At 31.9% G+C, this 13,911-nt stretch carries 12 protein-coding genes; 1 reads left to right on the top strand and 11 read right to left on the bottom strand.

Annotated features, from left to right (window positions below; genetic code table 11):
* Positions 1 to 23: 23 nt before the first annotated feature.
* From VSF34_RS02835 to VSF34_RS02810, 6 genes are all read right to left on the bottom strand, one after another.
* Entirely contained in the window at positions 24 to 1,493 is a 1,470-nt protein-coding gene (locus VSF34_RS02835; RefSeq protein WP_326717581.1) for a response regulator transcription factor, read from the bottom strand.
* Entirely contained in the window at positions 1,490 to 3,208 is a 1,719-nt protein-coding gene (locus tag VSF34_RS02830) for a sensor histidine kinase (RefSeq protein WP_326717580.1), read from the bottom strand. The genes VSF34_RS02835 and VSF34_RS02830 overlap by 4 nt, the downstream gene beginning before the upstream one ends.
* Positions 3,198 to 3,803 (bottom strand): YesL family protein, encoded by a 606-nt coding sequence (locus VSF34_RS02825; protein ID WP_326717579.1) that lies wholly within the window; start codon positions 3,801 to 3,803, stop codon positions 3,198 to 3,200. The genes VSF34_RS02830 and VSF34_RS02825 overlap by 11 nt, the downstream gene beginning before the upstream one ends.
* Before the next feature lie 151 nt (positions 3,804 to 3,954).
* Complete coding sequence (locus VSF34_RS02820) at positions 3,955 to 5,433, bottom strand: ABC transporter substrate-binding protein (RefSeq protein WP_326717578.1); 1,479 nt, start codon at positions 5,431 to 5,433, stop codon at positions 3,955 to 3,957.
* A gap of 23 nt (positions 5,434 to 5,456) precedes the next feature.
* The gene (locus VSF34_RS02815; protein ID WP_326717577.1) at positions 5,457 to 6,383 is read right to left on the bottom strand and encodes a carbohydrate ABC transporter permease; all 927 of its coding nucleotides are present in this window, start codon (positions 6,381 to 6,383) and stop codon (positions 5,457 to 5,459) included.
* Between the two features lie 15 nt (positions 6,384 to 6,398).
* A complete protein-coding gene (locus tag VSF34_RS02810; protein WP_326718006.1) occupies positions 6,399 to 7,280 on the bottom strand; it encodes an ABC transporter permease in 882 nt (293 codons plus the stop codon).
* Positions 7,281 to 7,562: 282 nt separating this feature from the next.
* On the opposite strand from VSF34_RS02810, the gene VSF34_RS02805 reads away from it, so the two are divergent.
* Positions 7,563 to 8,732, top strand: coding sequence for an IS256 family transposase (locus VSF34_RS02805; RefSeq protein ID WP_326716335.1), 1,170 nt, complete (start codon positions 7,563 to 7,565; stop codon positions 8,730 to 8,732).
* Between the two features lie 182 nt (positions 8,733 to 8,914).
* On the opposite strand, the gene VSF34_RS02800 is transcribed toward VSF34_RS02805, so the two are convergent.
* The 5 genes from VSF34_RS02800 to dltB all read right to left on the bottom strand — a co-directional run bounded on the left by VSF34_RS02800 (position 8,915) and on the right by dltB (position 13,904).
* Positions 8,915 to 9,439 carry an NADPH-dependent FMN reductase gene (locus tag VSF34_RS02800; RefSeq protein ID WP_326718005.1) on the bottom strand — a complete coding sequence of 175 codons (525 nt, stop codon included), beginning with the start codon at positions 9,437 to 9,439 and terminating at the stop codon, positions 8,915 to 8,917.
* Positions 9,440 to 9,569: 130 nt separating this feature from the next.
* Entirely contained in the window at positions 9,570 to 11,024 is a 1,455-nt protein-coding gene (locus VSF34_RS02795) for an MDR family MFS transporter (protein WP_326717576.1), read from the bottom strand.
* Positions 11,025 to 11,189: 165 nt separating this feature from the next.
* A complete protein-coding gene (dltD, locus tag VSF34_RS02790) occupies positions 11,190 to 12,446 on the bottom strand; it encodes a D-alanyl-lipoteichoic acid biosynthesis protein DltD (RefSeq protein ID WP_326717575.1) in 1,257 nt (418 codons plus the stop codon).
* Positions 12,443 to 12,679, bottom strand: coding sequence for a D-alanine--poly(phosphoribitol) ligase subunit DltC (gene dltC, locus VSF34_RS02785; protein WP_326717574.1), 237 nt, complete (start codon positions 12,677 to 12,679; stop codon positions 12,443 to 12,445). The genes dltD and dltC overlap by 4 nt, the downstream gene beginning before the upstream one ends.
* Before the next feature lie 19 nt (positions 12,680 to 12,698).
* Positions 12,699 to 13,904 (bottom strand): D-alanyl-lipoteichoic acid biosynthesis protein DltB, encoded by a 1,206-nt coding sequence (dltB, locus tag VSF34_RS02780; RefSeq protein WP_326718004.1) that lies wholly within the window; start codon positions 13,902 to 13,904, stop codon positions 12,699 to 12,701.
* Positions 13,905 to 13,911 lie beyond the last annotated feature (7 nt).

Below are 13,911 nucleotides of genomic sequence, written 5' to 3'. Positions count from 1 at the left end.
TCCCGTAGTGTAAGCCTCTTTTTTTAACTATATTTATCTCGGTACTCTTTAGGGGTTATAGCATTTAATTTACGAAACATTTTAGTAAAATAAGTTGTATTGTTATAGCCAATCTCATATGCTATCTCATTGACTGTTAAATGACTATTCATTAATAAATCTTGTGATTTTTTAATACGCATTTGATTTAACATTTGAGCAAAACTTCTACCTGTTTCTTTTTTAAATAACTGTCCTAAATAAACAGAATTAACATGTAACTCCTCAGATAAATGTTTTAAGGTTAAGTTATCTTGATAGTCTTTATCTATTGTATCCAAAGCCTGTTGAACAATCTCTGAATAACGTTTTGGTGTATCAGGTTGTTCATGACTTGTCACTAAGACATGATTCAACCACGTTTCAAGCTCTTGAATATTTTTAGAATTTTGAATTCTCTTTAAGGTTTCATCATAGATATCAACATTTAAGGACGGGTATTCTCGGTAAATATCTGTAAACAGTAAAAAGACAATATGACGGACACTATCAGGTGAAAAATGAAGTTCTGCCATTTGCTTAAATATTTCATGTAAGTTCGATAAAATATCATCTAAATCACCAACCATCAAGGCTTTGTTAAATGAAATAAATTCAAAACTAGAATCAGCTGCTGTTTGAAGAAAATCAAGAGATTCCTCAATTGAGATTGCATCACCATAAAAAACTGAGAAGTTAAGAGTTGACATTGCTTGCTCATAACTTTCATACACATTATCCCAATCAGATACAGCCTCACCTACAGCTAATTGATAATCTTGATTTCCCATCAATTCTTTTAACCCTGTAATAAAGGGATTGAGTTCTGTCTTTAGTCCATGATAAATGATAGTTGTATAAAATAAGTTGTTCTCTTCTTGAATTAAAGTTAATTCTTGCTGACAATTTATACTATAAGTAAGAGCTTCTTCAGTGTATATATTGTGAGCTAGTACAATGACAGAAAAAATAGTGTCACCTTCCAAATCAAAATGCTCAATAAAATCTAAATATTCTGCCTCATTTAACTCATCATTTAACCATCTAACTAAGATCATTTCATTATACAATTGTTCTTTGCTTTGCTCTTTTTTTTCATCATCTAATGTTTGCCGAATCTCTAAGACTTTCTTTTTCAACTCATCTTTATCAACTGGTTTTAATAAATAACCTTTAATTCCTAGTTCAATACCTTCTTTTACATACTCAAACTCTTGATAACCAGATAATATCATTGTCTTGATATCTATTTTTTTACTCTTTAACTCACGTAACATGGCAACACCAGTCATACCTGGCATACTGACATCTGTAATCAGTAAATCAACAGGATGCTCATCTAAAAATGATAAAGCATCAGCCCCTCGCCTGGCTGTATGAACAACTTCAAACCCTAAATCTTCCCAAGGAATAATTCGTTTTAATCCCTCTAATATCATATATTCATCGTCAACTAAAAGAACCGAATAACTCACTCATTCTCCTCCTCTTGGAATATAGTGATTGTAATAATCGTACCACTGCTACCATCTGATTCAATAACAAACATAGCTTGCTCTCCAAAGTAGCTTTTAATCCGCTCATAAACATTGTTTACACCAACAGATTCTCCTAAACCAACTTTGGAATCTTCCAAACTCTTCTTAATATCTTGCAAACGACCTTCATCTATTCCCTTACCATTATCTTTTATCATAATTTGAATCTGATTTTTAACTCTCTTTGCTTTAACGCTAATAGCATTATCCCCTCGCCCGTGATCCATACCATGAATAAAATAATTTTCTATTAATGGCTGAATCATAAACTTAGGTGCCGTAAAGTTTTCTAAATTCTCATCTACCTCAAAATGATAAGCGATACTATCAGGATACCTCATTTGATATAGATACACATATTTCTCACAAAATTTCAGTTCATCTTCTAAACTAATTGTTTTTGCCTGATTAATATTATTTCTAAGTAAAGATGAAAAAGCAAATACCACATCAGCTAACTCGTCTTGCCCTTGGCTAATAGCATACATTCTAATATACTCTAATGTGTTATACATAAAATGTGGGTTAATTTGTGACTGCAAAGCTCTCATATGGGCATCACGTTGTTTTACTTCTAGCGTGTATACATCTTCAATGTATTGATTTAAACTCTGAATCATTTGATTGATTGCCATAGATAAATCATATAATTCCATACGCATGTCACTTGTATCAATTTGAGCCACTAAGTTTCCTTGACTAACTTCTTCTGTAACATCCACTATAACTGCTACTTGTTTTGAATAACTTCTAAATATTTTCTCTAAACCAATCAATAAGATAATGGTTACTAAAATTCCTACAAAAAAAACAGGTAGAAGTTGCCTAATGATATCTCTGTGAACCTCTGATTTATCTATTAAAACAAGGATGGTGATACCTTTAATAACGTGATGTCTCACAATAAATTTCTTTTCAATCGCCTTTAACGGTAGAATCCCACTATTTCGGTAAGTATTTGTAATCTCAGTTAGCTCTTTTTGATTCATATAACCATCTTTACTATAAAGTAAACGCCTATTAGAATCAAACATCAAAGCACTTGCCGGAAAACCATGATTCAAATCATTTAACATCACCGAATTATCAAACGTAATATTAATTTGCCCAACTGTTTCCATCGTATTTGGAATTTGAATCGAACGTATCAAGATCAGCTCATCTGTGACTACTGGCTTACCATACTCAAATATGCCGTTGGTTTTTTCACGGTCCACATGTAAATATCTATTGACCTCATCTAAATAAATATCAATTGTAGAAATTGTAGGAAAACTATAAAAAATACTACTTAAAATATCAGGAAATAGTTCATTATTATCACCTTGCTGCCAATTTTTAAGTGAATACTCAAAATATTCTTGAGGAGGTAATAACATATAATTTCGCATGTTTTCAAAATGATTTTGAGTCGTTGCTAAATTCCAGACAACATTAGATAATACACTGTCATTGGTTTGAACTGATGAGGCGATTTGCTGAGACATATTATCCACTGTGCTATACGCATCATCTTGAGTTTTTTTTATCACAAGCATACTATATCCTAGTACCATTATAGAAATGACAACAATTAAAAGTAAACTATAAATTTGCATTAACTGAGAAATTAAAATATTTTTAGAAAAAAAAGTTTTTACTTTATTCTTCATCTACCGTCAACCTTTTGTCAACAAAATCACGGTTTTGTTTCGTTGCAATGTTGTCCCAAGCTATCATCAAACTCACTGTAGCAAATAAAAATAAACCTTTCATCAACCAACTAATGATCATTATCACTACAAAACCAAAGATTAATTTTAAAAATGAACCAAAACTTAAAAAGATACTGATAAATGATAACTTAATCAGTTGAGATACTGGAATATCATAGTTTGTTGTATAAACTAATACGTACTGATACGCTATAAAAATGAACAATGTTGCTGCAATTAAAATAAAATTAATAATAATCCAGACAATCCCCGTTAGTTGCACAGATAAATATAAATTATAACCTAATAACAAAGCTACACCGTTATATAGCCAAAATAAACCATTACTTCTTAAGAAATTAGTTTTAAATGATAACCAGGCTTTTTGAAAAGTTACTTTTCTATAATCAAGCTCTGATTCTTGAAATAAGTCGCTGGTCATCTGAAGGGCTGCCCCTATACCAAATACTACTAAACCGCACAATGTAAAAAGTACAAATAATAAATTCAATTTAACTATTAACCATACACCTTTAAATCCTTTATCAATCATGTTGACTCTCCTATTCTTTCATTAAACTCATTCATCATCATACTACTTTTTCCATGAAAAAATAAGCACTAATTGAAAAGACTGAGACATTTTTATTATGTCTCAGTCTTTTCTTTATCATATCCATTTTTTAGTTGACTTTATTTTTTAATTATTTCGTTTTGACAAACTCATCCAATTGTTTTTGCATCTCTTCTTGAACTTTATCCCAACCAGCTTTTTTAAGATCGTCGTTTAATTTTGGTAGAGTGTTTTTAGGATCAACAGTACCTGTATTTAAACTTGCTTGGTAACGGTTCATCACGTTTGCAATATTTGTTAACTCAGTTTTAACAGAGCTTGTATTGAAGTTAAATCCAAGAATTGGTGATGTTTCAGCAGTTTTAATGCTTTCATCACGTTCTTTAATTTTTTCTTCAGGTAATGTATCTTGTGTGTATAAAATCATATTATTACCAGTGTTCCAAGCAGCCATATGAGTATTTGGTTTGTAGCCATCTAATAATTTAATACGGTTATCGCTAACTTTTTCCCAAGCTTCGCCTTCAACACCCCATACTAAACCATTTAATAATTCAGCATTACTATTTAATAAACCTAAGAACTCAACAGATTTTTCTTTGTTTTTAGAAACATTAGATACAGCAAAGTTAGCCATTTGAGCTTGTGCTGTAGTTTTTAGTGGAATAGTGATTGCTGCTGAAACTAATGGTTGACCTGCAGCATTTGTTAAAATAGTATCACCATAATCCATAGGTCCTTGTGTTTCTTCACGCATTAACCAAGTATTACCATCTAATGGGAAGCCAGTTGTATTTGTGGCAGCATCTGTTGGAATTAATCCATCTTGATACCATTTATGCATTAACTCTAAATTTGCAATAAAATCTTCATCATCATATTGATTAATAATTTTTGGTGCATTATTATCACCATCTGTTTTTACTGCAAATGGGCTATTTTTTCCTAATGGGTAATCGTAGTTACCAGAAACGATAAATGATTGTCCTACTGCAAAAGCTGCAATATTTGGTTCTTTTTCATGGAATTTTTTCAATACATCTTCTGCATCTGCATATGATTTAATATCATCGACTTTTAAATCATATTTATCTAAGTATTGTTTGTTAAATGTTAACACTTGTTGACCATATACGTTACCATTTACTGGGAAGGCATAAAGTTTACCATCAACCAGATTACCTGTGATATAAGCCTCATCTAATTGATCATAAGCATTTTTAGCATATTTAGGTGCCATTTCAGTTAGATCAGTGTAAGCTCCTTTTTGAGCATCTGTTACATAAGTTCCACCTGTAAAGGCGATATCATAGTTTTCACCAGAAGCGATAATCGTACTCATTTTCTTTTCCCAATCGCCCCAGCCGATGTATTGTAAATCAATTTCTGCATTAATTTCTTCTTTAATTTGTTTATTTGCAATATCCATTAATGTATCGTAATTTTCAGGCTTATCACCAATTTGATACATTAATAATTTTGTTACATCTCCTGATTTATCTCCAGCTTTATCACCATCAGCTTTTTTGTCGCCACCACCACAGGCAGTTAAACCAACTAATGCTAATGCTGCTCCCGCTACTAATAATGTTTTTTTAAATTTGTTCACAAGATATTCCCCCTAAATCAATTTTATTCTTTCACGCCACCAATTGTTAGACCGCCAACGAAGTACTTTTGAAAAAATGGATATGTTATAGCAATTGGTAAAGTTGAAATCACGACGATTGCCATACGAGCTGATTCATTTGGTAAGGCAGCAAGACCACCAGCCATTTGAGCACTCATACCAGCATTTTGTGCTAAGTAATCCAAGTTATTTTGGATTTTCATTAATAGGTATTGTAATGGCACTAAATTATCATTTTGAATGTAAAGTAGGGCATTAAACCAATCATTCCAATATCCTAAAGCCGCAAATAAACTAATTGTTGCAATACCAGGTACGGCAAGTGGTAATACAATTCTGATGAAGATTTTCATTTCACTAGCACCATCAATACGTGCTGACTCGATAATACTATCTGGAACATTTTTTCTAAAGAATGTTCTCATTACTAAAATATTAAAAGGTCCTAAGGCAAGTGGTAAAATAAGTGCCCAAATTGTATCTTTTAACTGTAGTAAGTTTGTCATCACTAAGTAGTTTGCTACCATACCTGGTACAAATAACATCGTAATCAAAGCGAATATTGTGAAGAATCTTCTAAATGGAAAATTACTTCTTGAAATCGCATAAGCATACAAACTTGTGATTGTTGAATTTAATAATGTACCCAGTACAGTGACTAAGATTGTCACACCAAAGGCACGAATAATTTTTTGTGACATTTGTCCTGAGAAGATATATCTATATGCTTCAAATGACCAAGCTTCTGGCCAGAAACTATATCCATTATTTGCCAGTGATCCTTCGCTTGTTAAAGAGATAATAATAACAAAGATAAAAGGAATGATACATGAAATGGCAAACAGGGCCACAACGATACTAAAGAATAAATCCACACCTGGACTAAAGGCACGTATTTCAACTTTTTTTACTTTTTTCTTTTCACTCAACTGTGACACCTCCTATTAAAATAATGCTGAATCTGGATCTAATTTTCTAACAATAGCATTGGCACCAAGTAATAAAATACTACCTACAGCTGATTGATACAAACTAGCCGCAGCACTCATACCAATATCACCTGTTGCTGTCATACCATTATAGATATATGTATCTAATACTGACGTTACTTGATAAAGTGCTCCTGAGTTCATTGGAACTGAGTAGAACATACCAAAGTCAGCTCTAAAGATACCACCAATATTCAAGATTAATAAGACACTCATCATTGGAATAATTTGTGGAATTGTCACGTTCTTAATTTGTTGCCACTTACTAGCACCATCCACCATAGCTGCCTCATAATATGTAGGATCTATTCCCATAACTGATGCATAGTAGATAATACTGTTATAACCAAGACTCTTCCAAACATTTAAGATAACAAAAATCAAAGGCCACCATTTAGGATCAGCATACCAATTAATTGACTGTCCCCCGTTTGATACAAGCAAATGATTTAAAATCCCTTTATCAGGACTTAAAAAGGCATAAACAAAGTACGAAATAACTACCCATGATAAGAAGTATGGTAGTAAAGACATCGTGTGATAGACCTTCACTGCTTTTTTGTTACGTAACTCACTCATAATAATAGCAAATGCAATAGCAAAAAATAAATTAAATGCTAAGAATACAATGTTATAAACTAGTGTGTTTCGTGTAATAAGCCAAGCATCATTTGAAGCAAATAAGAACTTGAAGTTTTCAAATCCTACCCATTCACTTTGTCTCAAGCTTGCAAAAAAACCATCTGGTGATATTCTAAAATCTTTAAATGCAACCACATTAGCTAATACTGGAATGTAGAAGAAAAAGATAAACCATATCATACCAGGTAGGGCCATAAATATTAGTGCTTTAAATTTAACAACATCTGACCAAAATTTTTTAAACTTTTTACTCACATGTCATCCCCCTCTCAATCGTTTACATTCCTATTATATCTTTGTTTAAAATTTTTTTTAAGAAACAAACTAAAGTTATTAGGCAACAAATTATATATTCGTAACGAAAAAAAACGATAGGGTAAAATATTTTGTGTAAATAGAAATTTAGGGTAGAAAAAGAGAAAGTCCATTCTGTAAAATTAAAGTTACGACACAGAAATTTTATAGGAGGACTTTCTCATGACTCATTTTACTACAGAAATAATGGAAACACTAATTAATAAAGGTGATTTAGATGATTTATTTCGTCGTCATTTAGAACTCGCTATCAACTCATTATTACAGGCTGAATTAACAGCGTTTCTTGACTACGAAAAGTATGATAGAGCTGGATTTAATTCAGGAAATTCCCGCAATGGGAATTACTCACGTTCATTTAAAACAGAATATGGAGAATTAAATTTGGTGATTCCTAGAGATAGAAATGGAGAATTTTCCCAACAAACATTACCAGCCTATAAAAGAACCAATGATTCCTTAGAAACTACTATTATTCAGCTATTTAAAAAAGGGATCACTATGTCTGAAATCTCTGATCTAATTGAAAAAATGTATGGTCATTATTACACACCACAAACTATTTCAAACATGAGTAAAATCGTATCTGAAGATGTTTTGGCTTTTAAAGAAAGAACTTTAGAAGCTAAATACTCAGTCATTTTTATGGATGCTACTCATATTCCTTTAAAGAGACAAACCGTATCAAAAGAAGCCGTTTATATTGTGATAGGCATTCGATTGGATGGAACCAAAGAGGTTCTAGGATTTACTATTGCTCCAACCGAATCTGCTTATGTTTGGAAAGAGATACTTCAAGATTTAAAAGATCGTGGTTTAGAAGAGGTTTTATTAGTTGTAACTGATGGTTTAAGTGGTATTCACGATAGTATCCATAGTGTCTATCCAAATGCTCAATTTCAACAATGTTGTGTCCATATCTCTAGAAATATTGCTCATAAGGTTCGTGTTAGTGATCGACAAGAAGTCTGTAATGATTTCAAATTGGTTTATCAAGCAGCTTCAAAAGAAGAAGCTATGAATCAAATAAGTTTTATGATAGATAAATGGAAAAAGCAGTATCCACGAGTAGTTAAATTACTCTTGAATCCTGCTATATTAACTTTCTATAACTTCCCACCATCAATCAGAAGAACTATCTACTCAACTAACTTGATTGAGGGATTTAATAAACAGTTAAAAAAATATACAAAGAGAAAAGAACAATTTCCTAATGAAGAATCTCTGGAGAGATTCCTTGTTTCTCAGTTCAATGAATATAACCAAAAATTTTTAGGCAGAGTACATAAAGGATTTAAGGAAATACAAGATACATTAGAATCAATGTTTTAACTTAAAAAAATGGAATGGATTTTCCATTTACACATAATTCTTGACGCAACCAGTTATTCTCCTTTTTAGCATGTCAACATGTTAAACAAAAAAAAGATAACAACCTAAATAGTTGTTATCTCAAAATCTATATCAGAAACTGACTTAAGTGTTAGTTTCTATTTTATTAATCCTGTTATTTTTTATGGTCTAATTGTTTTAAAAGCTTTGCTCCATAACATTAATTCATCTAACATGTCCTCAACACCTTTTTCCATATGAGCACCTGGTTTAAAGACTGACATGTTTTCAAAATCAGTAAATAAGTTAAATGCAGGGTGTGTTCTTACTGTTGCAACAGATTGTTCTGCCATAATCGTACGTACTTGCTCAGCAGCACGAATACCACCACCTGAACCATAACTAACAATACCAGCTGCTTTATTAAACCACTCTTGTCTAGCACTATCAATCGCATTTTTAAGAGCTGCAGACAAACCATGATTGTATTCTTGAACAATAAACACATAACCATCTAATTCATTAATTTTATCGTTCCATGCTTGATTTGCTGGTCCTGTACCTAAAAATGGTAAGTTATAATCAGCAATATCTACAATTTCAAAAGAGGCATCTTCACGTTTATCTCCAATTTGTTTGATGTACTCTCCAACTTGTGGGCTAACTCTACCTTCTCTTGTACTACCTAAAATAATTCCAATTTTCATCATGTGTTATTTCCTCCTATTTGTTAATGACAAGATTACCTTAACACTTACTTTTTGTAAGGTTAAAAATTTTGACTCAGAGAATCAAACAAAAAAAGATTAGTATCACACTAATCTTTCATATTGCTTATTAAACATGTAATCCTTTATCTTGTTTTGGTTTATTTCCTTTTAAGAAGAAGGCCATGATTAAACCAATCACACAAAAGACACTAGCAACTATAAAAGCTGTGTTATATCCATCAAGAGTTGCTTGAAGAGCTTTTGTTTTATACTCAGTTGGAGAAGTTGTCATTTCAGATTTAGCTGGCATATGACGTAGTGTTGTTTGTGTTAAAAAGCTAACTAAGATAGCTGTTCCAATCGAGCTAAATAGCTGACGAACAGTATTATTAACTGCTGTACCATGACTTAATAAACTATCTGGTAAAGAATTCATTCCTGCAGTGGTAACAGGCATCATCACCATTGATACGCCTAACATCCTAATAGCATACACGACAATAATAAAATTAATTGCTGTTGTCTCTGTCAATGTACATAAAGCAAGCGTTCCTACTGTTAAAAGAGACATTCCAATAATAGCTAAATATTTAGCTCCAAATTTATCGAATAAACTACCAGTAATTGGCATCATAATACCTAACAATAAAGCACCAGGCAATAGCACTAAGCCAGAATGAAATGGTGATAAGTGTCTGACGTCCTGGATGTATAAAGGTAAAACCATTTCCGCTCCAACCATGGCCATATTTACCACACCACTTAAAATAGCTGTTCTTAAAAAGATTCTTGATTCAAATACTTTAATTTGTAAAAACGGATTTTTTAATGCTAATTGGCGTTTACCAAAAACGTAAACTAAAATAACACCTAAAACTAAAGAAGTGATAACAACTGGATTTCCCCAACCCCTATTTCCTACAATAGAAAAGCCATATAATAAGCCACCAAATCCTAAAGTTGATAAGATCGGTGATGGCCAGTCCATTTTAGATGAATTTAAAGGGAGAACATCTTTCATAAATACCATTGACATAATTAAAACAATAATAACAATTGGAATTAAAATAGCAAATAAATAGCGCCAACTATATTGGTCGATAATCCAACCAGAAAGTGTTGGGCCAACGGCAGGTGCCAATCCAACTACAATACCTGTAATCCCTAAAGCTTTCCCACGCTCGTCTTCTGGATAAATCGTTAACATGATAGTTTGTAATAGTGGTAGTGAAATACCAACACCCATCGCTTGAACGACTCTACCTGTTAGTAATAAATTAAATGTCGGTGCCATGAAACAGATAATCGTTCCTAATAAAAAGGTAAACATCGCTGCCATATATAATTTCTTAGTAGATATATTATTCATAAAATAAGCACTAATTGGAATCATAATACCATTAACTAATAAAAATCCAGTAGTTAACCACTGGACAGTAGCAGTTGATACGGAAAAGTCTTTCATTAAGTCTGGATAAGCTGTTGTTAGTAATGTCTGGTTTAAAACCGTACAAAAACTTCCTATCACAAGTGTTGCGACTAATAAATGACGATTAAAATGAACATTTGATTTTTTCTGCATATAATCTCTCCCTATATTTATCTTTTATTATTTTATGTTAAAAATATAACTTAAAATGTATAGTTCTTTCTGATTAGGCGCAAATATTAAGGAGTTTTATGTGAATATGATATAAATATAACCACATCTCTACTAAAATTTAACAAAAAAAAGTATTGACCTTAATCAATACTTTTTCTTCTGCCATGCTTCACTATAAAACAATTCTGGATTTATATGATATTCTGGCTTTTTATTTGATGTTAAAAATTCTTGTAATTTAGTATCCATCTCAAGCCAACCTCGCCAACCAATATGAATAGTATCTTCCATAAAATATGGCTCAGAACGTTTTTCAGTAAAATCAACAATATTAGTAAATCCTTGAGATTCTAGTTGATAGGTTACTTTTCTTGAAAACTCATCCAACATTTTAGTTGAAAGACCTGTGTAGTCTGACCACAACTCATTTACTGGTGGAATCATAAACATAGCGTCAATGTTATATTTAGCTAATAGCTCTAAAAATGATTGAAAATCACTAAATTCAGGTGAAACGGTGTAGTCAAATTTCTTTTGTGAGCCTTTTAACCTCTCTTTAGAAGGTGCTAGGCGCTTTGTGTAAAAGTTATTAGAAATTCTAAACTCATTATTATTGGTTTTTTCTTCACCAGTTGTAATAGCTAGGGCATCTAACTCTGAAAAATTATAAGTAGACGGTAACTTTTTAGTTTGTTTTGTGATTTTCTCACTTTTTGACTGAAACCCTGTTTTTCCAAATAACAAATCCACTCTCTCAAGCGATCGTAATTTTAATTTTGCTCGCTCTTTTTCAAAAGAAGTCAAGTTATCTCCTTGGCTCACTTTTTTTAATAAACGTCTCATTTGTCCATCAGATTGAACATTATCAAATTCTAATAAACGATTAGCAACGTACCGGCTAGTCTCATCATTACCATTTAAATGGACTAACCAATCATATGTCGCTGTTGGGGAATAAAAGTGAGAAAACATCGCTTCAGAGACACCTTTTTTAACAAACCACTGTGGTGAAATAATAAAAACAATTTTCCTTCCTTCCATAGATGAGCCTAAAGAATTCAGCATAAAAAAATGGGTTAAAGATTGGGTTCCAGGCGCTCCTAAAAGATAAGGTTCATACTCTCTATCATACTTTTCGGCTAAAACAGATGGGTGAAAAGGATTGACACGACTTAGTTCTGAGGAACCAAAAAAAGGTAAATACTCACCCGATTCTGCTGCTTGTCGTTTCATATCAACCCCACGTAACATATTAGCCGACATTGATGAAGCTGCTTGATGTATTTCTTTTTCAGATGGTTGTTGAATTATATTAATAGGCGAAAAAAACAACAAAACAATGATTAACAAAGCTGTTAGAAATGGTCCAATCGCTAAAAATACTTTTTTCTTAAATGTCATGATTGTAATGCTTCAACCTGTGTGATAATCATGGCAGGTGTCGCCCATTCACTTCTTTCATATTCAGATACAGGTACTGTAATACCTAATTGACCATCGATTTCTACTAACATTTGGACAGTTGCCATAGAATCAAGAGTTCCATCCTCATAAAGATCTGTATCTAATTGGTCTGTATAATCAGTCCCTGTTAAGTCTTCAATAATTTCTAATACCGTTTCTTTTATATTCATACTAGTCATCTCCTATTTATTATAAATAATGTTTAATCAAGACATCAAAAAATCCTGAAAAAATTAAAAAACTAAAACAAACAGCATTGAAGGTTATAAATATAGCCAATGCTTTTGTCCATTTGTTACTTGGGAGGTGTTCCTTATTTTTCTTCTTATAACGTAACCAAGCATCATTCGTACAAATTAGTAAAGCGTGATACAAGCCATACACGATATAATACCATGTTAACCCATGCCAAATTCCCATTAAGAAAAACAGTGCAAAATAACCGACATTACTTGCTACAACACGACTTTTAAATACTTTTTTCTTTAATAGAGTAAACATCAATCTCATATAAACGTAATCTCTAAACCAAAAAGAAAGAGTCATGTTCCAACGGTTCCAAAATTCTTTGATATTCGGGCTTGAAAAAGGCTTATTAAAGTTGATTGGTGTTTCGTAACCTAGTAGGTAGCTAACTCCTACTGCAAATAAACTATAGCCTGCAAAATCAAAAAATAAGTACATGCTATAAACATACATGTAGCCTATAACACCCCATATAGGATGACTACCACCTAGGGCAACTCCTTCTACGTAAGTCAATAAGTGTGTACTTAGTACATAGCCTATAATAAATTTATATAAAAACCCAAGAAATATAGACTGAATTCCCTTACCAAGTAACCCAACATATTTATCTTGATCAGGAGGATTTAAGTAATCATTTAAAAACCTTCTATATCTATCAATTGGTCCTGATGAAATCGTTGGAAAAAAGATTAAAAACTGAATGTAGTAAGTCGGTTTAAACTCTTTAATAATCCCGTCCCTAATTTCCATCACCACTTGAACTGCTTTAAATGTTAAATAAGAATAACCTAAAAAAGCTAAAGCAGATTGATGGCCTAAAAATGGACTAACTTTAATAATAATCATCGGTAAAATATTCAAAAAGACAGCCAAATAAAACCAGCCACTTTTATTATTTTTTTGCCTATATTTAAAATATATAATGGTTAATAATAGTTGCCAAACAATATAGATAATTAAAGCCATTCCTTGCCCCATATTAGGTCCAGCAAAACTAATCCATAAAAACAAAATAGTTAAAAAGTTTTGGTACCACATACTTCGTTTGCCACGAAGAGATAAAATAATTGATGGTATAAAAAACAAGCCAATTAAAATAAAATAAAAAGGTGTTTCGTAAGGTGTTAGATAAGGAATGTAATCCATTAACTTC

It is taken from the genome of Vagococcus jeotgali (assembly GCF_035918315.1).
Classification (GTDB): Bacteria; Bacillota; Bacilli; order Lactobacillales; family Vagococcaceae; genus Vagococcus; species Vagococcus jeotgali.
The sequence above is the reverse complement of the archived record's forward strand: the minus strand, read 5'-3'. Positions and strand labels throughout refer to the sequence as shown.